The organism is Nitrosospira sp. Nsp14, assembly GCF_900113575.1.
GTDB lineage: Bacteria > Pseudomonadota > Gammaproteobacteria > Burkholderiales > Nitrosomonadaceae > Nitrosospira.
Window position 1 is genome coordinate 79,659 of record NZ_FOPV01000006.1, and the last position, 21,078, is coordinate 100,736.

Genomic DNA, 21,078 nt, shown 5'->3' on the forward strand with positions numbered 1-21,078 from the left:
ATTCTGCCTTGCTGCCTCGCCACCCATACGCATCATTGCCCTGCTTCAGCGTAAAAAGCTCATGCAATCCATCCTGAAAAGCGCCCGGCGTATTGTGGTTAAAGTCGGCAGCAGTCTGGTCACAAACCAGGGACAGGGGCTCGATCATGCGGCCCTGGCCCGCTGGGCGGAGCAAATTGCCAAGCTCAAGGAAATGGGCAAGGAGATTGTGCTGGTTTCTTCCGGCGCAATCGCGGAAGGCATGCAGCGGTTGGGCTGGAAAAAACGTCCTCACGCCTTGCACGAGTTGCAGGCTGCAGCGGCCGTCGGCCAGATGGGCGTGGTGCAGGCTTACGAATCATGCTTCCGCAACCACGAATTGCACGCGGCGCAAGTGCTCCTTACGCACGACGACCTTTCTGACCGCAAGCGCTACCTGAATGCGCGTTCAACGCTGACCACATTACTAAGCCTCAATGTCATTCCGGTCATCAATGAAAACGATACCGTCGCGACCGATGAAATCCGCTTTGGCGACAATGACACCCTGGCAGCGCTCGTCACCAACCTGATCGAAGCCGATGTGCTGGTTATTCTCACCGATCAGGGCGGATTATTCACCGCCGACCCGCGCAAGAATGCGGAAGCCACTCTGGTGGAGCAGGCAAGGGCCGGAGACCCTGCGATTGAAGCGATGGCTGGGGGGACGGGCAGCGAGATTGGGCGCGGAGGGATGCTGACTAAAGTACTTGCCGCAAAGCGGGCTGCCCGCAGCGGCGCGCATACGGTGATCGCGTCGGGCCACGAACCCAATGTCCTGATCTCCCTCGCGCAAGGCGAGGCGATAGGGACGCAATTGTTGGCGGATACCATGACGCTCGCGGCCCGGAAGCAATGGCTCGCTGATCACCTGCAGCTACGCGGAAGCGTGACCCTGGATGAGGGAGCAGTGCATGCGCTTGCCGCAGGTGGGAAGAGCCTACTGCCGATCGGAGTCATGGATGTCGGCGGCAACTTCGAACGCGGGGAAGCCATTGGATGTCTCGACCCGAGCGGAAGGGAAATTGCGCGCGGGCTGGTCAATTACAGCGCTGCCGAAACCAGGAAGATCCTCCGCCGCGCGAGCAGCGACATCGAAGCTGTCCTGGGTTACGTGGTTGAACCCGAACTCATACACAGGGATAATCTGGTTTTGCTTTAACGAACCTCTGAAGAACCTTTGGACAATTCCTCTGTGGAGCGGATGGGAATTATTCAGGGTTCGGAGACTCACATACAATATCCCGAAACGCCATTGCCCGAGGAGATTTAATGAAGCCGCTTACCAGAATTGACGACAACTTTTCGTCCAGCCCGCAAATCGATGTCGACGACCTCGCGGAGATCCAGGCGGCGGGCTTTAAAACTGTCATTTGCAACCGGCCGGATGACGAGGATGGCGGCGCTCATGCCGACCATGCGCTGCTTGAGTCAACAGCAAGGACGCTCGGTCTTGAGTTCTTTTACTTGCCGGTGGTGCCGGGTCAAATAAACGATTCCCATGTGTCCCAATTCAAGACAGCCATTGAAACGCTGCCGGGCCCCGTACTGGGCTATTGCAAGCTTGGAATGCGAGCCAAGACGCTTTACCAGAGAGCCAGGCCTGCTTCCTGAGTTAGGTGGATTCGCCCGCGCGAGCGTGAAATCCGTAAAAAAACCATTATGATATTCCGCCAGCTGTTCGAGCCTTTATCCAGCACCTATACCTATCTGCTAGGATGCGAGAAAACCGGGCAGGCGCTGCTGATCGACCCGGTGATCACGTCCGTCGAACGTGATCTGGCCGAAATCAAGCGCCTCGGGCTGACCTTGGCCTGCACTGTCGAAACCCATATTCACGCTGACCATATTACTGCCGCGCTTGAACTGAAGCAGACCACAGGCAGCAAAATTGCCGCGCCTGCTTTCGACCGGCTTCCCTGCACGGATATTGGCATTGAGGAAGGTATCCCTCTTTGCATCGGCAGCGTTGCGCTGCAACCCCTGCATACACCCGGACATACCGATGGGCACTTCGCCTACCTGTGCGGCGACAGGGTCTTCACCGGCGATGCGCTGTTGATCGACGGGTGTGGACGGACCGACTTCCAGAATGGCAATACTGAAGTGCTGTTCAGGAGCGTGACCGAAAAATTATTTGCCCTGACGGATGACTGCCTGGTTTACCCCTGCCATGACTATAACAACCGGCGGGTTTCCTCAATCTCGCAGGAGAAGACCCGCAACCCGCGGCTGGGGAACAACCGCACCCTCGAAGAATTCAAGGAGCTCATGGCGAACCTCAAGCTGGCGCCGCCCAAATTTATCGATTATGCGGTCGCAGGAAATCGCCGATGCGGGGTCTGCCCCGATCATCTGCCAGACAACCTGCAAAACTATTGTCGACACATGACCCAAAGCCCGCAGGGTTAGCCCGTCCGTCCATCTGCGAGAGGATAATTGACAATTAGAGGAGGCTAATATTTGACCGCCTTGGGATGTCCCCCCGCCTTTAACGCCCGCACCGCCTCATCCGCGTCTTTAATCATTTCAGTCCCGAGAGGACAGAAAAAATATCGGAAGAGCGCGCGTTGCGCATAATTCTGTTTGATATTTTCCATATCGACCCATTTCCCCATTTTCGCTGGCGCCCACGCCTCATTATTCGCGCGGCCATAGGCGTAAATCTTGCGTTCATTGGTCTGACAGCGGATGCCTTCATAGCTGACATTCATTGCCCCCGTGGGCGACTTGACCACCAGGCTGTAGCGCACTACGCCATCCTCACCTACGCTGATGGATGAGCTATCGACGAAATGAAGATTGTTGCTGGCCGGCCCGGCGTCGAACTCCAGCAGGTTCTCCGATTTTGGGTAGCTTGGCAGTTGACCCTGTATCTCCACCCACGGCTTCTCGTTTTCGTACTCGTAATCCGAAGTTTTTTTCGGCCCGAAGAAAGCGGCAGCCGGCGCGACCATCGAAAGAAGACACAACGATATCAGCAGCCGCTTCATTACGAGGTTAAGTCCGTATCGAGATCGTTGACCAGGGAATCGCGCACGGCTGCGGGCACAGGCGTCATCGGAAGCAGATAAGCAGGATGGTCTATGCTCATGCTAAGAGCCGCGCCATTCCGCAACGCCACGACCCTGTTCCGATCCAGTTCAAACCGCAAAAAATGTACCGAGGAAGTTTTTTCTTCCGTTTCACGGTCTAGGTCTTCGTCAGCAATGGCATACACCGGCTCGTAATCCCCCACTTTTACGTATACCCGGTCCTCGATCCCGATCAATTCCTTCAACTTCACGCCACGCTCGAGGGGATCGGAAAATTCGATCATCATGGTCGCTTTCAAGTTCGATCCGTCGGGCACCAGCGGCCCGTATGCATCCAGCTCGTCAAGGATGCCGGCTTCTTCGAAAACCTTTTCCGCCCGCAGCATTTCCTGGATCTGGTACCGCACCGTCAATTCATCCTCGAAGATAAGTGTAACGTGCTCGCCCACGTGAACTTTGCGGTTTTTTTTATGCGCGATCATTCGTTTCCGGAATTCGGGCCGTACTTTGGCATAGGCTTCCAGGGTCATCAGGCTATCGGCGGTAATGCGTCCCATGGTCAGGTCAGGCTCTTATAAAAAAAGTAATAGGAATGCCGTCAGAACGATTCAGTCAAGCCCGTACGCGATCCGCATAAGTGTCAATGGATGCTGCTTTTGCGCCTTTGTTGCGCCCATCCCCTGTTCGATATGGCGTGCGGCAATGGCGCAATCGGAGCTGATGTAATCTGGGTCTGGGGCGGCCATTTGCCTGAATACCGGTCTGCCGATTTTCATGGAATTGGCAAAGTATTCGCTTTTTACGCCCCAGGTACCGTCGTGTCCGGAGCAACGTTCCACCACTGTTACCTGGGTGCCGGGAATAGCTTGCAGCATCTCTCTCGTTTTCTGCCCCAGGTTCTGGACCCGCAGATGGCAGGGAATGTGGTAGGAGACCTTGCCAAGAGGCTGTTTGAAATCACTCTTCAGCAAGCCATCCCGTTTCCGCAGCGTAAGGTATTCGAAGGGATCGAACATTGCGTTCGCTACTATTTGCACATCATCATCCGCAGGAAACATGAGGGGCAATTCCTGTTTGTACATGAGCGTGCACGACGGGACCGCGGTAAGGATTGCATAGCCTTCTCGCGCAAGTTGCGCCAACGGTGGAATATTCTTCTCCTTGAGTTCTTTCACCGCCTGCAGGTCCCCCAATTCCAGCTTTGGCATCCCGCAGCATGCTTCCCTTTCCACCAGACATGCCGGAATTTCATTGTGATCCAGAATCTTCAACAGATCGTGCCCGATGCCGGGCTCGTTATAATTCACGTAACAGGTAGCATAAATCGCCACTTTCCCCGGTGTCTTGGCTCCGGCGCGGACCTCGTGAGCGGTATTGACCCGAGCGTTGGAACGGAATTTTCGGCTGTCATACTCGGGAAGTTTTCGCTCAGCATGGATACCGATCATATTATCCATCAGCTTGCGGGCCGCCGCGTTATTGTTAACCGCGTTTACAGTCTGCGTGACCACCGGAATACTGGCCAGCTTGCCTACGAGATCCGTGCTGGAAAGCAGCTTGTCGCGAAAACAGGTCTCTCCCTTTTCATGTTTTACCACCTTGGCGCGCAGCATCAGGTGCGGAAAGTCGACGTTCCAGGGATGCGGTGGAACGTAAGGGCATTTGGTCATGAAGCACATATCGCAGAGGTAGCATTGATCCGCCACCTCCCAGTATTTTTGCTTCTCCACCCCATCCAGCTCGCCAGTCGACCCATCGTCGATAAGATCGAACAACCGCGGAAACGCCGTACACAGATTTACGCAACGGCGGCAGCCATGACAGATATCGAAGACACGTTCCATTTCGTGGAACAACTTCGATTCGTCATAGTATTCGGGGTTTTCCCAGTCGAGCGGATGACGCTTGGGCGGCTCAAGACTGCCTTCTCGAGTGGTCATGACAAGGGAAAAATAAGCAAGAAATTATGGAAACCAAAATGAGGGATGAAGCCAATATCAACCGGGTCAGGCTGTTCTGCCCGACCCGGTGGTATAAGTCGTAAAAACGCTCAATCCGCGAGGCTGTCCAAAGCCTTCTGAAAGCGATTTGCATGAGAGCGTTCAGCCTTCGCGAGTGTCTCGAACCAGTCGGCTATTTCATCAAAGCCTTCTTCGCGCGCGGATTTGGCCATGCCGGGATACATGTCGGTATACTCGTGTGTCTCTCCGGCTATTGCTGTTTGCAGGTTCGCGCGGGATGAGCCGAAAGGCAAGCCGGTTGCGGGATCGCCGCAGCCCTCGAGATACTCCAGATGTCCATGGGCATGGCCCGTTTCGCCCTCCGCCGTCGAGCGGAAAACTGCCGCAACGTCATTCTGCCCTTCCACGTCTGCTTTCGCCGCAAAGTAGAGATAGCGGCGATTGGCCTGCGACTCGCCGGCAAAGGCCGCTTTCAGGTTTCCTTCGGTTTTTGATCCTTTGAGTTCCATGAATCTCTCCTGTTATATATTGGCAACCATCAAACCAACCGGGCGTTCGAGTCCGGCTGGCATGCTGAATCGCATGAATTAAAGCTGCCTGACCGAAAATCAGGCCCAGCTTAACCGGGTAGGAGACTAGCGGAGGGAATCTGGCTTGTCAACAGCCGGGCTTGACCTGGGAAATGTGCCCTAAGGAAGGGGACGAATTCGCCGTGCGATCTTGCCTTCCTCTTCCTTAACGGCTCGCCCCCGACGCTTCTACCGCTTATCCGCTTCCATCCCACCACACGCTTGCTATCCTGGAATAAATTAGCGTTGCAGAGTCTTTCCCACCCTCTCGGCTCGCTCCGACATCTGTCACGTCACCAGATTTTGCGGCCTGCCTGCCACCCAAGCCTCGATATTATCGATCAATTGATCGGCGAGCGTTTGCATTGCCTCAGCCGAGGCCCAGGCAACGTGAGGCGTAAGGATAAAGTTTGGACCGCGCAGCTCGAGCAGAGGATTGCCATTTGCCGGTGGCTCCACAGTCAGCACGTCAAAGCCGGCACCGGCGATAACGCGCTCCTCCAGCGCCTGAACCAGCGCCGCCTCATCAACCAGCCCACCGCGCGCCGTATTGATCAGCAAAGCGCTGCGCTTCATCTTGCGCAGCTCCTCGATGCCGATGAGGTTGCGCGTGGCCGGCAATAATGGACAGTGCAGCGAAAGCACGTCCGATTCGGCAAGCACCTGGTCCAGAGGAGTAAGCACTACCTTTTTTTTCTTGGGCGACGGATGATATGCAAACAGCACGCGCATGCCGAAGCCGCGAGCAATGGCCGCGGCCGCCTGCCCGATAGCGCCTTCACCAATGATTCCCATGGTGGAACCGAACAGCTCGCCGATATCATGCGTGAACAGGCAGAATTGCTCCGACTTCTGCCATGCCCCCTGCTCGATCTCCTGACGATAGGCCAGCAGGTTCCGGCGTAACGCAAGCACCAGCGCAAACACGTGCTCGGGCACGGTATGGATGGCATAGTTGCGTATGTTCGTCACCGCGATACCTCGGCGGCGGCAGGCATCCATGTCTATCCCGTCATATCCAGTGGCGCACATCGCGATCAATTTCAGGCTGGGCAACTGGGCCAGGATCTCGTCGTTCAGCCGCACCTTGTTGATAATCGCCACAGTCGCAGGTCGCAGGCGCGGCACGACCTGATCACCGCGAGTGTGTGGGTATTCCTCATAGCTATGTTCAAAATCAGGCCGGCGCATACGCGCCTTCAGCGAGTCCCGTTCCAGGAAAACCACGTGCTGGTTCATCACAGCGTTAAGTATAAGATCCGTGTCGTATGCGTTGTGATCATCCCGCTTTTACCTGCAATGTATTCAAGGAAGACTCCTTCAAATATTCCCCGAGATTTCGTGGGGCCGCGCTCCCGGAGTAAAACCGCATCCGCGCCTGGGACGAGCGGGAACATGCATCAAATTGGCACTATCAGAAGACCATGTTACGCCCGATTCATCCTGGAGGAAAACAGGCTAGCGGAAATAATCATGGCACCGCCTATCCACTCTCTCGTTGTCATGGCCTCGCCAGCAAGAAAATAAGCGCCTAGCGCAGCAATGACCAACTCGAACAGCATAATGACAATAGCCCGATTTGCCGGCACCTGCGCCAGACCATATTGAACAGCCACGCTAAGACCGAACACCACCAGCCCCACGCCAAACATGAGCAGATAAACACCGACCGGAACGCTGCCGAGCAATGGCGGCTGCAAAAACAAGCTGTATCCGAACGCAATCAGTGTTACGCCCGTCCATACCGCAAGCGACTTCAGCTGTATATTGTGCACCTGATCCATGCGGCTCAACACGTTGGAGAGCGCAAACATGAAGCCGGCTGATAATCCCATCCAGTCTCCATAGGACGAAGGCATCGAAAAACCGGTTTCGGGCTGCCAAAGCATAACGATCGCACCCGTCAGCGAAAAAACCATAACCAGATAGCCGTGCAGGCTGAGTACTTCGTTGAGCAGCAGGCGGGAAAATACGATGGTCCAGAGCGGCGCGAGATAAAACAGCAGCATCACCCGCATGATTTCACCGTGAATGACGCCGAGTACGTAGGCAAGATTGGTCCAGCCGGCGCACAAACCGATCCAGAGCAATAATTGTGGTCTACCGCTTAGGATGCGAGACTTTGCCAGGTTTTTCCTGAAGGCCGCCAGGCCCAGCAACAGCGCAAAAGCATAAGTGAGCGTGGTGGCAACTGGTCCGCTGACCTCCGCCTGTTCCAGAAGCCGGTACGGGTACCACAGCAGGCCCCAGATAGCGGCTCCCCCCAGCAGGGCCAATACGGGAAAAACATTTTGCTGATTTTGATTGCTCATTTTGTCTGGTAGCAAAACGTTTGCCACTTTATAATCTCGCAACGATCAATAGACCTCGTTCCCAATAGACTTCGTCCTGAAAGCCAGCGCTCCTTCAAGCCCCGAGGCGAGACTTATAAAATTGAATCCCAATCTCGACCGCCTGCAGCCCTATCCTTTCCAGAAGCTCAACAAGCTGTTTGAAGGGATCTCGCCGCAGCAGGCTTACCCGCCCATCAGCTTGCACATCGGGGAACCCAAGCACGCCACACCCGACTTCATCCGCCACGTACTGACGGACAACCTTTCCGGCATGGCAGTTTATCCAACTACACTGGGGGCCAGGCCGCTACGCGCCAGCATTGCTCGGTGGCTGACCCGGCGCTACAGTTTGTCGGATATCGATCCTGACACACAAGTCATTCCTGTCAACGGAAGCCGTGAGGCGCTGTTTTCCTTTGCCCAGGCGGTAATCGATCCATCGCGCCCAGAGGCAATTGTAGTTTGTCCAAATCCTTTTTATCAGATATACGAAGGCGCAGCCTTACTGGCCGGCGCTACGCCCCATTTTCTCAACACGCTGCCGGAAAACGATTTCGCACTCGACTATGGGCAACTGCCCGAGGAAATCTGGTCGCGTACGCAATTAGTCTACGTATGCTCGCCGGGTAACCCTACCGGGAGGGTAATGACCATGGACGAGTGGCGACGTCTGTTCGAGCTATCCGACCGTCATGGTTTTATCATTGCCTCGGACGAGTGCTATGCCGAGATTTATTTCGACGAAGACGCCCCGCCGCTCGGCGCGCTCGCTGCGGCCCAGCGTCTGGGCCGCAGCGGCTTTCCCCGGTTGGTGGTATTCAGCAGCCTGTCAAAACGATCCAACGTTCCGGGCATGCGTTCTGGGTTTGCCGCGGGCAATGCGTCGATACTTAAGGAATTCCTCCTCTACCGTACCTACCATGGCAGCGCCATGAACCCGGCGGTTCAGGCGGCTAGCAAGGCAGCCTGGGACGACGAACATCATGTCATCGAAAACCGGCGCCTCTACCGGGAAAAATTCGCGGCCGTGACCGAGTCGCTGCAGCAAACCCTGCAAGTATCGATGCCTGACGCGGCATTTTATTTGTGGGTAAGAACACCCATCAGTGACGTGCAGTTCACCGCCGAGCTCTATCGCCATTATAATGTATCCGTTCTACCGGGCAGCTACCTGGCGCGATATGCCGGCGGGATTAATCCTGGTGAAAATTTTGTTCGCGTTGCCCTGGTCGCTTCGCTGGCAGAATGCATGGAAGCGGTCGAACGGATAAAAATGCTGATGTCAACGGCTTGACCCCGGCACAGCGTCAAACTGGATAACACAATACCAAAGGAAAACCATGGATCAGCTCCAACGCATCATTGAAGAAGCATTCGAACGCCGTGCCGAGATCACCCCGCGCAACGTGGAGGCAAAACTGAAGGAATCCGTAGCGCAGGTACTGGAAATGCTCGACAGCGGCAAACTGCGGGTGGCGGAAAAAGTAAACGGCGAATGGACCACGCATCAATGGATTAAAAAAGCGGTGCTGCTCTCTTTCCGCATAGAGGACAACAGTTTCATCAAAGGCGGATTTTCCAACTATTTCGATAAAGTGCCATCCAAATTCGCGGATTACAGTTCCAAGGATTTCCGTAACGGCGGTTTTCGGGTAGTGCCCCCCGCAGCGGTGCGAAAAGGCGCATTCATTGCCAGCAATGTGGTACTCATGCCCTCGTACGTCAATATCGGCGCGTATGTCGATGAAGGCGCCATGGTTGACACCTGGGCTACGGTCGGGTCATGCGCGCAGGTTGGCAAGAATGTGCACCTCTCAGGGGGCGTGGGAATAGGCGGCGTGCTCGAACCCGTCCAGGCCAATCCGACAATCATCGAGGATAATTGTTTCATTGGCGCGCGCTCGGAAATTGTCGAAGGTGTCATCGTTGGCGAGAACTCGGTGATTTCCATGGGCGTATACATCGGCCAAAGCACCAAGATCTACAACCGCGAAACGGGTGAAGTCAGCTACGGGCGCGTCCCGGCGGGCTCGGTGGTCGTGTCGGGCAATCTTCCCTCCGCGGATGGCAAATACAGCCTTTATTGCGCCGTCATCGTGAAGCAGGTGGACGCAAAAACCCGGGCGAAGACTGGCATCAATGAGCTGCTGCGCGGCATATAGCGGTAAATCATGATTGAATTCGCCTACGCACCACCTTTCCGGATGATACCTCATGCAAAATGAAACCTTGGCTCTCGCGCAAGCCCTGATCGCCTGCCGTTCGCTCACTCCATTTGATAACGGCTGCCAGGAAATTCTGATCAGCCGCCTGGAGAAAATCGGCTTCAGCATTGAAAGAGTACGCTGCGGCGAAGTGGATAATCTATGGGCGCGACTCGGAGCAGCTGCGCCGCTGCTGTGTTTCGCCGGGCATACCGATGTGGTGCCGACTGGCCCGGTCGACCAATGGGACAGTGACCCATTCATTCCGGCAATTCGAAACGGCAGGCTCTATGGCCGGGGAGCCGCCGACATGAAGGGATCGTTGGCGGCGTTCGTTACTGCAATCGAAGCGTTCGTCGCGGCATATCCCAACCACGGCGGCTCGATTGCGCTGCTGATCACCTCCGATGAGGAAGGCGTGGCCGTCGACGGAACGGTCCGCGTGGTGGAGGCGCTAAAAGCCCGCAACGAACTGATCGACTACTGCATCGTCGGCGAACCTACCTGCGTCGATAAACTTGGGGACACGATCAAGAACGGCCGGCGCGGCTCCCTTTCAGGGACATTGACCGTGAAAGGCATACAAGGCCATATCGCCTACCCCCACCTCGCTAAAAATCCCATCCACCTGGCCGCGCCTGCCATTGCCGAACTGGCGCAAACAAGATGGGACGACGGCAATGAATATTTTCCGCCCACCACGTGGCAGATTTCCAATATCAATGGCGGGACGGGCGCGACCAACGTCATACCGGGTGAAGTGACGATGCTGTTCAACTTCCGCTTCTCCACCGCGAGCACGGTTGAGTCGCTGAAAGCGAGAACGCATCAAATCCTTAACCGTCACGAGCTTGACTACAATCTTCATTGGGAACTGTCAGGCAAACCCTATCTGACACCCAAGGGCAGCCTAGTGGATGCGATAAGCGGCGCAATCTCAACCGTAACCGGAATCGCGCCCGAGCTTTCCACCTCCGGCGGCACCTCCGATGGGCGCTTCATTGCCGACATCTGCCCCCAGGTAGTGGAAATGGGACCGCGCAATGCCACCATCCACAAGCTCAACGAATACGTGGAAGTGGAGGACCTGCATCAGCTGCCCCAGATTTACCGGCTGACGCTGGAGAGCCTGTTGCTGGGATAAAACCTTTCCTCAACCTTGAATTTTCAGCTGGGTGGGCAAAGCGAACGCAACCTATCGGAACCGGCCGCGAAGGGAAAAGACCGCGACCGCGGTGCGCCGGCTTTCCATATTTTCATATGAAAGGTCTACTTTCACCTGAGGTGGTGGCCATGCCTGAACTTTTCTTCCCCTGCCGGTTTCGATCAGTCGGATTGAGGGGCATTTTCAGGCGCGTTCAAGGTGATTGTCGGTATCACTTCTTCACCCAGTCTATTGCGCGGGATCACACATCTTCGGCAGACAGCGCCGCCCGCCGCACACGCAATAGATGTTTCTGCACATGCATTCGCAATAACCCGGACTGACAATAAGGGCTAGCCCACACCACTCCATGCATCGAGCATATTCTTCAGCACATAGCACACTAACCAGGGTCATTTGAGGAATTACTCCATACTGTTCACCGCACAAGCCCGGTCTCGTATGAGGGCGACCCGCGGTTCTTCCGTATAACGAAAACTCGGCGGTAAATCCTGGCAGGTTCATTTTGCTTACCTCCTTTATCTCCTATAGCTTTCATGTCGAACAGGTAATAGGGCCGCATTTTTATGACCATAAGCGCGAATCTTCGCTACGCTTGTTGACCCAAATGTTTCTTTCTATCCAGATATTAATAATTTCAAAAAATCTGGGAAATCCAAGCTCAGCCTATTTTTCGCCTTGCTTCAACTCGTGCGGCAACGCATCGGACTTTTAACAGGGGTATGTAAAGTGAACCTCGATCTGCTTTAAGTACTGATCCTTGTCCGGTATCGTTGAAATGGGAAAAGCAAGGAGTGGTAAAACAGGTAACGTATACTAAGCCTTATGTACCACGAAGCCAGAACTCAACTCCAAACTATCCGTGACCTGCTCCGCTTCGCGGTAAGCCGCTTTAACGAGGCCGGTCTCTTTTTTGGCCATGGCTCGGCCTCGGCCTACGATGAAGCGGCTTATCTCATTCTCCACACGCTCCATCTTCCGCTCGACCGGCTCGGACCGTTTCTCGATGCCAGGCTTATCACGGATGAGCTTGAGCAAGTGTTGGGCATCATCGAGCGCCGCGCCACCGAGAAAATTCCCGCCGCATACCTCACTAACGAGGCATGGCTAGGAGATTTCAATTTTTTTGTGGATGAGCGCGTGATCGTACCGCGTTCCTTCATTGCCGAGCTGTTGCGGGAACAACTTGCGCCATGGATACGGAACCCCGACGAGGTCGATTCAGCACTTGATCTCTGTACTGGTTCTGGTTGCCTCGCCATATTGCTCGCACACGCATTCCCCAACGTCACCATAGATGCGGCCGACATTTCGCCGGAAGCGCTGGAAGTCGCCCAAAGGAACGTAGCGGATTACAACCTGGAGCAGCAGGTCAATCTCGTCCAATCCGATCTGTTCGCAGGATTAGAAGGCCGCACTTACGATCTTATTATCAGCAATCCGCCGTATGTCAGCGCGGAAGCAATGGCGACATTACCGGAGGAATACCGCCGTGAACCCGAAAACGCGCTGGGAAGCGGCGTGGACGGACTGGAAGCCACGCGGACGATACTGAACGAAGCGGCCAGCCATTTGAACGACCGGGGGCTACTGGTCGTTGAGATCGGCCATAATCGGGACAACCTTGAACAGGTCTATCCCGACATACCTTTCACTTGGCTGGAAACCAGCGCGGGAGACGAATTTGTGTTTCTGCTGAAACGAGACCAGCTCCCCTGATCGTTTCCTTTCCTCATATTGGAGGGCAACTAGGCGACCAGCTCGAGCAGTCGCCGTATCTCGGTCTCGGTCAATTCCAGGCACCTGCCGCGCTTCAGGCGCGGCGGCAGATTGATGGGACCGAAGCGTACCCGCATAAGCCGGCTCACCGTCATTCCCACCGCTTCGAACATGCGGCGCACCTCGCGGTTTTTGCCTTCTTTCAATATCACGCGGTACCAGTGATTGGAACCTTCGCCGCCTTCGTCGGACAAATACTCAAATTTTGCCACACCGTCTTCCAGCTTCACCCCGATGGTCAACAATTCCGACTGTTCCGGAGCCAAGCGTCCGATAATTCGGACCGCATATTCGCGCTCGACTTCGAAGCGGGGGTGCATCAGGCGATTAGCCAGTTCGCCATCTGTCGTGAATATAAGCAGGCCGCTGGTGTTGTAGTCCAGCCTGCCGATTGCTATCCATTTAGATGATTGCATCTGCGGCAACTTGTCGAATACGGATGGGCGGCCTTGCGGGTCATCTCGACTCACGATCTCACCCTCCGGCTTGTGATAAAGCATGACTCGAGGGGTACGTTTGCCGGATCTGGAATGGATAACACGCTTTCCCACCCGTACGACATCTTCCGGTCCCACGCGGTCGCCTATGTGTGCAATCTTTCCATTGATGGTCGCCTGCCCGGCAATGATCAGCTCTTCCATCTCGCGCCGCGAGCCCAGCCCCGCCTGCGCCAGTAATTTTTGCAATTTTTGCGTTTCAGGCGCTGCCTCCGGACGGGCGTTTATGTCGCCAATTGCAGGCGTCTTTTTCCTGCCCGATCTTAGCGTTTCGGCTAGTCCGGTCAATTTGGTGGATTGGGTGGATTGCGCCGATTGGGCCGTTTTAGGCGCTGGGCGCACCCGAGGCGATGCGGGCGGCACCAATGGCGGCCGCAGGGGCGACTTGGGCGATTTTGCCCCCCTGGACGGCCTGGTCGATCTCGATGGCGTTGCCGCCTTGCTTGATTGTTGTGACTTGGCTTTCATCTGAACCTCTTTGCCAGTTCTCGCGCCCAGGGGGCAGGGTAAAACGCCATGTCAACCGAAAGCGGCTATCACGTTGCTTGAGGATGAATCACTTGCGTGCATTGGGATTCGCGGTCCAGTACGGCTACCAGACAACTGAAGTGGCACCTGCACCGATCGTTACTGAAGCCGGTTTAAATTCTGCGCTAAACCTCTCGTCGCTCGAGTACCGCCTGCGCGAGCGTCCCGCTATCCACGTGTTCCAGTTCACCGCCCACCGGCAACCCGCGCGCGATACGCGTTACTTTCACTCCTTTGTTATGCAGCAGCTCGCCAATATAGTGAGCTGTCGCTTCGCCCTCGACGGTAAAATTGGTCGCCAGCACTACTTCTTTTACGATGCCGTCCTGAGCCCGCTTCAGCAAGCGGTCAAGGTGAATTTCCCGCGGGCCGATGCCGTCCAACGGCGACAACCTGCCCATCAACACAAAATACATGCCTTTGTAGCAATGCGCCTGCTCCATCATCAGCAGGTCGGCCGGCATTTCAACCACACACAGCAACCCACTATCGCGATTCGGCGACCGGCACAATTCACATACCGCCTCTTCAGTAAAATTATTGCACTTCTCGCAATGCCTGATGTGCTCCAGCACATAATCTAGCGAATTGGCAAGGCGGCGTGCGCCAGCATGATCACGCTGCAGCAGGTGATAGGCCATGCGCTGCGCCGACCTCGGGCCGACACCCGGCAGACAGCGCAGCGCATCGATCAGCTCATCCAGGCTACGCGGCGTTTTCAATAAACTGAAGTCATATAAGGATAGAAGGAGTACCCAATCGAATCCGGTCGTCGCGACCCATTAAGGGGCGAGATTAAAACGGCAGTTTCATTCCTGGCGGAAGGCTCAGTCCGGAGGTGAAGCTGGCCATCTTTTCCTGGGTCGTCGATTCGACCCGCCGAACGGCGTCGTTCACTGCGGCTGCGATCAGGTCCTCCAGCATCTCCTTATCATCGCCCATGAGGCTGTTATCGATGCTGACGCGCTTTACATCATACCGGCATGTCATCACCACTTTCACCATGCCTGCGCCGGACTGCCCCTCGACCTCCACCGAGGCCAGCTTTTCCTGCATGGCTTTCATGTTCTCCTGCATTTGCTGGGCCTGCTTCATAAGATTACCCAAGCCGCCTTTCATCATTTGTACCTCCGCTATTGAATGGGTTTGATCGAAGAAATATTTATTTTTGCGTCAAACTGTTCCACCAGCTCGCGCACGAACGGATCCGATTCCACGGCCGTGATGGCCTGGGATTGCCTCTCCTGTTTCGCCCGATTCTCCAGTTCCGCCGGGGTCATGCCCGTGACCATCCCAACAGAGAACTTTACCCGTACTGGCTTTCCCAGGTGAGCTCTCAGCGCGGCCTGCACCCTGGCCTGGTAATCTTTATCCAGCAGGTGCTTTTGCGTCTCGGGCACGCAGAATTCGATTTCGTTCGACGCCACATGCTTTACTTCGCTGTGCTGGGCCAACATCTTTGCCAGCCCGCTCAGCTTTAACTCGGGCACCATCACTATCCAGTCGCTGCTGAGCAGACTTGTGTCAGCGTCTGGCTTCGCTACAGCTGGCGTTTCCATCCAAGCGCTTGTCGCTGCAGGCTTTGCCGTGACTAAACTTGTAGCGGAGGGCGGCGCGGATTTAACCTGCGCATCAGTTCCGCGCCCCCTATCGGCAGCGCTACCGTCCGCGTTGATTGCTGCGGCGGGCGCGGGAGTGGATGGGGGCGGGGTTTGCGGAAATTCCTCGGGCATGAAGGCCAGCATACGCATGAGGGTCATGGTGAAACCTGCATATTCATCCGGCGCCCGGCCGAGGTCGCCTCGGCCATGGATGGCGATCTGGTAAAACAGCTGAATATCTTCCGCGGCGAATGTCTTTGCCAACGCCAAAAGATGTTCACGCTCCGGTGTATCCTCGGCTATTGCCGGGCGCACGATTTGCACCAGCGCGATGCGGTGCAATAACGATCCCAGATCCTGCAGCGCCGCATCAAATGACACGCTCCGGCTTTCCATGGCGTCCGCTATTGCAAGCATGCGCGCCCCATCTTTGTGCGTCAACGCGTCCAGCAGTTCATAGAGGTAGCTTTGGTCAATCGCGCCCAGCATATCCCGCACCCCGGCTTCCTCGATCGTGCCCCCACCAAAAGAGATAGCCTGGTCGAGGATACTCAGGGCGTCGCGCAGACTGCCTTGCGCTGCCCGTGCGAGCAATTGCAACGATATTGCATCGCAGCTTATCTGTTCCTGTTCAAGCACATGCTTGAGATGCGCGGCAATCAGCGCCGGTGGAATCTGCTTCAGGTTGAATTGCAGGCAACGCGACAAAACCGTGACCGGAATTCGCTGCGGATCTGTGGTCGCAAGGATGAACTTGACGTGCTCCGGCGGCTCCTCCAACGTTTTCAACATCGCATTGAAAGCCGATTTGGAGAGCATGTGTACTTCGTCGATGATGTAAATCTTGTAACGGGCAGTCGTGGGTGCGTAAAGCGCATTCTCGAGCAATTCCCGCATCTTTTCCACTTGCGTATTGGAGGCCGCATCCACCTCAAGCAAATCAACGAAGCGCCCCGCATCAATTTCAGTGCAGGCCGAACATATCCCGCAGGGCGACGAGGTAATGCCTGTCCGGCAATTGAGAGCCTTGGCTAGAATGCGCGCGATCGTGGTCTTGCCGATCCCGCGGGTACCGGTGAAAAGGTACGCATGATGTAAGCGCTGTTGTTCAAGCGCGTTGGTAAGCGCCCTGACCACATGGTCCTGTCCAATCAGTTCGGAGAAGCTCTTTGGCCGCCACTTTCTGGCGAGAACTTGAGTCTGGGGCACGATGAATAGAAAAGGAAGGGGGACGGTTATTTATCGACTGGGCGCAAAGGTAGATTTGGTGCTCGCAGCTTGAGGTTCGGCAGAACCGGCTTACCGCCGGTTCCGCCGGTTCTATTGCACGTCGACCATTTTTCTCGAACGAAACGGGTGGCGAGCCTGACCCCCGGCACTTGCAGAAAATAGCTGTGGCTGCTTCCTTCCGGACCTGACCAGATTCACTACCATGCAATGCGGGGAGGCCCGCCATATAAAGCTAAAAGCACAACATAAAGCGGAAAGCAGAATACCGGTAAAAGCGCGAACTGCCCCCAGTTAAGGTGCATTGTAACATGCATGCAAGGCAAGATAAGCTTGCATGCGCGGGGGTGCGAGGCTAACCCCGACCTTTTTTTCCCAGCGCCAACATTCGTTGCCATTCTCAAGACCATCGAGAAAACGTCCGGGAATACCTTCTATCCCGACCCGAGTACCGATTAGCGCGCAGTCAACACGCCGCACGGCATATTCCACCGACTGCCGTTTATCGCATGTAGCACCACCCGGGAGCTGCACCTGACCAGCAAGCAGCAAATTGAGGGGCCAAATGAAGATGCTTATATTGTTACGGGTAATGCGCGGGACATCGTATGGCTAGGTAATGCCGGTAATATCGCTTGGGATAAGATCGCTAAACGGTGGTTGCGTCGACTTCGTATTTGCGACCCGGCTGCTTCTGCTCGAGCAATATTTCCTGGTCGTGTTGTCTGCCGCCTATTAGGCAAGCGAACTTGCCCCGGCAGCGTCCGTCGAGCCTTGAAAAAAACTGGCTTCCGACAGAATTGGAGGTTGGTTGCGGGGGCAGGATTTGAACCTACGACCTTCGGGTTATGAGCCCGACGAGCTGCCAGACTGCTCCACCCCGCGCCAGAATAAGGATTATATCAGATGAATTCGAAAGATCAAATTCTGTTCCAATGTCGCAAACGAGAAAAGGCAACCGCCGCTCCGCGTGCTGCCGCTCAGGCTCTGCACAACAAAAGCGAGCGATTGAACTGCTATGCGAGATAACGCACAGAGGCGTGCTTGCAATAACGGCAAAATGACGATTTGTTATGAGTATGCTGGGCAAAAGGACGAGAAATAAGATCGGTAGTTGAACGATTGAAAATACCGCACCCTGGCGTATGGCAGCGATTTTTCTGGAACCATCCCATCCATATGAATACAGGAACACGAAATGCCCACCTTACTACCCAATAAGATGAGCAAGGTAAAGATGAACACGTAGCGATATGATCAGCGAAACCGAGATTCATAACGCCAAGATACTGATTGTTGATGATCAGGAATCCAATGTTTTGCTGTTGCAACGCGTGCTGGAAGTCGCAAGCTATACGTCTGTTTCCTTTACGACAGATCCATATAAGGTTTATGAACTGCACCGTCAGAATCACTACGATCTGATTCTGCTCGATTTGAAAATGGCGGGCATGGACGGATTTCAGGTGCTGGAAGCTTTGAAGGAGATCGAAGCGGAAGGCTATTTGTCGGTATTGGTTGTTACCGCGAATCCGGATTGCAAGCTTCGCGCGCTCCAATCCGGCGCCAAGGATTTTGTCAGCAAACCGTTTGACATGGCCGAGGTGTTGGCGCGCGTGCACAATTTGCTGGAAGTACGCCTATTGCATCAGCAGGCCCGCAGCTATGCAAAAACCCAGGAGTTTATGGCACTGCACGACCCGCTCACGGGGCTTGCGAACCGGCGCCTTCTGGTAGAAAGAGTCTCGCAGGCGATTATTCACGCAAAAAGGAACGGCAGCATAATGGCCGTCGTATACCTGGACCTGGACGGATTCAGGCAAATTAATAACACCTTGGGCCACGATGTCGGCGACCTGCTGCTTAAACTGGTTGCCGCGCGCCTGGTGGCGGCTGTGCGGCAGGAGGATACGGTAGCGCGTCTTGGCGGTGATGAATTCGTGATTGCTATGCCTTACGTAAATAGTGTCGATGGTGTGGCGCTTGCGGCGGAAAAAATCATTAAAGCGCTATCACAACCTTATAGTATCCAGGGTACCGAGGTCAGGCTGACGGCGAGCGCCGGGGTGGGTCTTTATCCGCGCAATGGCAGGGATGTCAAGACGCTGTTGAAGAATGCAGATACTGCGCTGCTCGAAGCGAAGCAGGCGAACAAGAACACTTATCGAATTTCCGCACGGATGAGCCATTGACCCTCATTTCCTTCACATGTCGTACTTGTGTCCAATTGTTTCTGCTTTAAACGCAAATATAATAAATATCATCTATATAATAACTTTTCGGAAGAGCCTTTCGGGATAGGCGTATGTTGCCTGAAAGACGCATCGAGTTGATAAGGTACAGTGCACGGAAAAATAATGATTAGCAAACCCGAAATTCTAAATGCAAAAATCCTGGTGGTGGATGACCAGGAGGCGAATGTCCGGCTGCTTGAACAAATGCTGAGTGACGGCGGTTATACCCACATTTCTTCCACCATGAATCCACACGAGGTGGCCGATCTCTATCGCCAGAACCGGTATGATCTGATTCTCCTTGATCTTCAGATGCCCGGTATGGATGGCTTCCAGGTGCTGGAAGGGCTGAAGAAAATTGAAACGTACGGGTACCTGCCGGTACTGGTGATCACGGCCCAACCAGGTCATAAATTGCGAGCACTGCAGGCCGGTGCAAAAGACTTCGTCAGCAAGCCGTTCGACCTGATCGAAGTCCAGACTCGCATCCACAATATGCTTGAAGTGCGCCTTTTGTATAAGCAACTGGAAAATTACAACAAGGTATTGGAACAGACCGTGGCAGAGCGGACCGCCGAACTCCGCGAAAGCGAGGCGCGCTTCCGCCGCCTTACCGAACTGGCGTCCGACTGGTATTGGGAGCAGGATGAGAAAGGGAATTTTACAAAAGTATATGGACCGGTTCTCGATATGCTCGGAATCACGGTCGACAACCTGCTCGGTGAATCTAAAGAAACTGCCGGAGCACGCTGGAACGACGCTGAGTATGCTGTCTTCAAGGCCAACATCGAGGCACGGCGCCCTTTTATCGACTTTGTGTACAGTCGAACCAGATCCGACGGTGCCCAACAATATTTAATGGTGAGCGGCGAACCCATGTTTGACTCGTCAGGCCGCTTTACCGGCTACCGCGGAATAGGAAAAGACGTCACGGACAGCATGCGATCCAAGGACCATTCATAACTTTTGTCCGTTCCCCAGGATTTTTTTCGGGGCGATATCTCCCCCTGCCGTCACTTCCCCGAGGCCCAGGAAATTTTTTTCCTCGTCATACAAGCGGATTTTCTCTCCTTCAACCGCCTTGCTGACTCCGGCAACGCTGCGTCCCTGTCTTAGCGCTGCCGCCGCCGGTGCCTCCAGCACAACGGCAGCTAGATCCCGCAGTAGCGTGTCCACCGTAAGCAGGCGAGAATCTCGCTCGCGGATGGACATGGTCTCAAGGGTATCCAAGCTATATGCTTGCGACAAATCGAAATCGTCTATTGTCGTGCGGCGCAAGGCGGTGAGATAGGCGCCCCCGAAGCCCAGCGCTCTCCCTATATCTTCAGCAAGCGTGCGAACGTACGTTCCCGAACCGCAACGGACCCAGAGCCTGATTTTGTCGCCGTCGATCACCATGAGATGCAACTCATGAATCATCACTTGACGGGGTTGTCGTTCGATCTCCACCCCTTCCCTGGCATAGACATACATGGGCTTCCCACGATGCTTCAGCGCACTGTACATCGGCGGTATCTGGGTGATCAAGCCGGTAAAACTCTTCTGTACCATCTCTACCTGAGGCGCCATGTCTTTCAAATCGTGACACGAAATGCCTTCCGCGACGGAAATGTCGCCCTCGGCATCCCCAGTCGTGCTGATATATCCGAGTCTCAGCGTCGCTTCATAGGACTTGTTCGCTCCCAGCAACGCAGATGAAAATCTGGTTGCGTCGCCGAAGCAGATGGGCAGCAGGCCTGTTGCCATCGGATCAAGCGTGCCGGTATGACCGGCTTTGCGCGCGCCGAAGAGGCGTTTGGCAATTTGCAGCGCTCGATTGGAGGATATGCCGCCAGATTTGTCCAGCAGCAGGACACCGCTGATTTCGCGCTTGACGCACAGTGGCCGCGCGACTTCGACTTTCAATATGCGGAACGAATCAGAATGC

21 protein-coding genes, 1 tRNA gene and 1 other RNA gene are annotated in these 21,078 nt (G+C 55.1%); 10 read left to right on the plus strand and 13 right to left on the minus strand.

Annotated features, from left to right (window positions below):
- Window positions 1-61: 61 nt before the first annotated feature.
- From proB to BM022_RS05465, 3 genes are all read left to right on the plus strand, one after another.
- Complete coding sequence (gene proB, locus BM022_RS05455; RefSeq protein ID WP_091137537.1) at window positions 62-1,180, plus strand: glutamate 5-kinase; 1,119 nt, start codon at window positions 62-64, stop codon at window positions 1,178-1,180.
- A gap of 110 nt (window positions 1,181-1,290) precedes the next feature.
- A complete protein-coding gene (locus BM022_RS05460; RefSeq protein WP_091137539.1) occupies window positions 1,291-1,632 on the plus strand; it encodes a protein tyrosine phosphatase family protein in 342 nt (113 codons plus the stop codon).
- 48 nt (window positions 1,633-1,680) lie between these two features.
- Window positions 1,681-2,430, plus strand: coding sequence for an MBL fold metallo-hydrolase (locus BM022_RS05465; RefSeq protein WP_091137541.1), 750 nt, complete (start codon window positions 1,681-1,683; stop codon window positions 2,428-2,430).
- 44 nt (window positions 2,431-2,474) lie between these two features.
- Here the strand turns inward: BM022_RS05465 and BM022_RS05470 are convergent, their stop codons facing one another.
- The 6 genes from BM022_RS05470 to BM022_RS05495 form a co-directional block, all read right to left on the minus strand.
- On the minus strand, window positions 2,475-3,011 hold the full coding sequence (locus tag BM022_RS05470; RefSeq protein WP_091137542.1) for a CNP1-like family protein: 537 nt from the start codon (window positions 3,009-3,011) through the stop codon (window positions 2,475-2,477).
- Complete coding sequence (locus BM022_RS05475; protein ID WP_091137544.1) at window positions 3,011-3,610, minus strand: DUF3501 family protein; 600 nt, start codon at window positions 3,608-3,610, stop codon at window positions 3,011-3,013. The genes BM022_RS05470 and BM022_RS05475 overlap by 1 nt, the downstream gene beginning before the upstream one ends.
- Before the next feature lie 51 nt (window positions 3,611-3,661).
- The gene (locus BM022_RS05480; RefSeq protein WP_091137546.1) at window positions 3,662-4,993 is read right to left on the minus strand and encodes a (Fe-S)-binding protein; all 1,332 of its coding nucleotides are present in this window, start codon (window positions 4,991-4,993) and stop codon (window positions 3,662-3,664) included.
- A 110-nt stretch (window positions 4,994-5,103) separates the two neighbouring features.
- Window positions 5,104-5,523 (minus strand): rubrerythrin family protein, encoded by a 420-nt coding sequence (locus BM022_RS05485; RefSeq protein ID WP_091137547.1) that lies wholly within the window; start codon window positions 5,521-5,523, stop codon window positions 5,104-5,106.
- 348 nt (window positions 5,524-5,871) lie between these two features.
- Window positions 5,872-6,822, minus strand: coding sequence for a D-2-hydroxyacid dehydrogenase (locus BM022_RS05490; RefSeq protein ID WP_091137549.1), 951 nt, complete (start codon window positions 6,820-6,822; stop codon window positions 5,872-5,874).
- Between the two features lie 188 nt (window positions 6,823-7,010).
- Window positions 7,011-7,895, minus strand: a complete 885-nt coding sequence (locus BM022_RS05495) for a DMT family transporter (protein ID WP_091137669.1) — start codon at window positions 7,893-7,895, stop codon at window positions 7,011-7,013.
- A gap of 121 nt (window positions 7,896-8,016) precedes the next feature.
- Between BM022_RS05495 and dapC the strand changes: the two genes are divergently transcribed.
- The 4 genes from dapC (at window position 8,017) to prmB (ending at window position 13,004) form a co-directional block, all read left to right on the plus strand.
- Complete coding sequence (gene dapC, locus BM022_RS05500) at window positions 8,017-9,210, plus strand: succinyldiaminopimelate transaminase (RefSeq protein ID WP_091137550.1); 1,194 nt, start codon at window positions 8,017-8,019, stop codon at window positions 9,208-9,210.
- A gap of 46 nt (window positions 9,211-9,256) precedes the next feature.
- Window positions 9,257-10,078 carry a 2,3,4,5-tetrahydropyridine-2,6-dicarboxylate N-succinyltransferase gene (gene dapD, locus BM022_RS05505; protein ID WP_091137552.1) on the plus strand — a complete coding sequence of 274 codons (822 nt, stop codon included), beginning with the start codon at window positions 9,257-9,259 and terminating at the stop codon, window positions 10,076-10,078.
- A 52-nt stretch (window positions 10,079-10,130) separates the two neighbouring features.
- Window positions 10,131-11,264, plus strand: coding sequence for a succinyl-diaminopimelate desuccinylase (gene dapE / locus BM022_RS05510; protein ID WP_091137554.1), 1,134 nt, complete (start codon window positions 10,131-10,133; stop codon window positions 11,262-11,264).
- 846 nt (window positions 11,265-12,110) lie between these two features.
- On the plus strand, window positions 12,111-13,004 hold the full coding sequence (prmB, locus tag BM022_RS05515) for a 50S ribosomal protein L3 N(5)-glutamine methyltransferase (protein ID WP_091137556.1): 894 nt from the start codon (window positions 12,111-12,113) through the stop codon (window positions 13,002-13,004).
- 29 nt (window positions 13,005-13,033) lie between these two features.
- Here the strand turns inward: prmB and rluB are convergent, their stop codons facing one another.
- Window positions 13,034-13,750, minus strand: a complete 717-nt coding sequence (gene rluB / locus BM022_RS05520) for a 23S rRNA pseudouridine(2605) synthase RluB (RefSeq protein WP_371264296.1) — start codon at window positions 13,748-13,750, stop codon at window positions 13,034-13,036.
- Between the two features lie 37 nt (window positions 13,751-13,787).
- Between rluB and BM022_RS15425 the strand changes: the two genes are divergently transcribed.
- Window positions 13,788-14,033, plus strand: a complete 246-nt coding sequence (locus tag BM022_RS15425) for a hypothetical protein (RefSeq protein ID WP_177191628.1) — start codon at window positions 13,788-13,790, stop codon at window positions 14,031-14,033.
- A gap of 181 nt (window positions 14,034-14,214) precedes the next feature.
- Here BM022_RS15425 and recR read toward each other — a convergent pair whose 3' ends face one another.
- The 5 genes from recR to BM022_RS05550 all read right to left on the minus strand — a co-directional run bounded on the left by recR (window position 14,215) and on the right by BM022_RS05550 (window position 17,802).
- Window positions 14,215-14,811 (minus strand): recombination mediator RecR, encoded by a 597-nt coding sequence (recR, locus tag BM022_RS05530; RefSeq protein WP_091137559.1) that lies wholly within the window; start codon window positions 14,809-14,811, stop codon window positions 14,215-14,217.
- A 73-nt stretch (window positions 14,812-14,884) separates the two neighbouring features.
- The gene (locus tag BM022_RS05535; RefSeq protein ID WP_177191635.1) at window positions 14,885-15,208 is read right to left on the minus strand and encodes a YbaB/EbfC family nucleoid-associated protein; all 324 of its coding nucleotides are present in this window, start codon (window positions 15,206-15,208) and stop codon (window positions 14,885-14,887) included.
- A 14-nt stretch (window positions 15,209-15,222) separates the two neighbouring features.
- Window positions 15,223-16,899, minus strand: a complete 1,677-nt coding sequence (gene dnaX, locus BM022_RS05540; protein ID WP_091137563.1) for a DNA polymerase III subunit gamma/tau — start codon at window positions 16,897-16,899, stop codon at window positions 15,223-15,225.
- Between the two features lie 146 nt (window positions 16,900-17,045).
- An RNA gene (gene ffs, locus BM022_RS05545) (signal recognition particle sRNA small type) lies at window positions 17,046-17,144 on the minus strand.
- Between the two features lie 581 nt (window positions 17,145-17,725).
- Window positions 17,726-17,802: transfer RNA gene (locus BM022_RS05550), tRNA-Met, on the minus strand.
- A gap of 368 nt (window positions 17,803-18,170) precedes the next feature.
- Between BM022_RS05550 and BM022_RS05555 the strand changes: the two genes are divergently transcribed.
- Both BM022_RS05555 and BM022_RS05560 read left to right on the plus strand, forming a co-directional pair.
- Window positions 18,171-19,109, plus strand: a complete 939-nt coding sequence (locus BM022_RS05555; protein ID WP_091137564.1) for a GGDEF domain-containing response regulator — start codon at window positions 18,171-18,173, stop codon at window positions 19,107-19,109.
- Window positions 19,110-19,274: 165 nt separating this feature from the next.
- Window positions 19,275-20,114, plus strand: a complete 840-nt coding sequence (locus BM022_RS05560; protein WP_091137566.1) for a response regulator — start codon at window positions 19,275-19,277, stop codon at window positions 20,112-20,114.
- Here the strand turns inward: BM022_RS05560 and truB are convergent.
- A complete protein-coding gene (gene truB, locus BM022_RS05565; RefSeq protein ID WP_256208956.1) occupies window positions 20,109-21,056 on the minus strand; it encodes a tRNA pseudouridine(55) synthase TruB in 948 nt (315 codons plus the stop codon). The genes BM022_RS05560 and truB overlap by 6 nt on opposite strands.
- Between the last annotated feature and the right edge of the window lie 22 nt (window positions 21,057-21,078).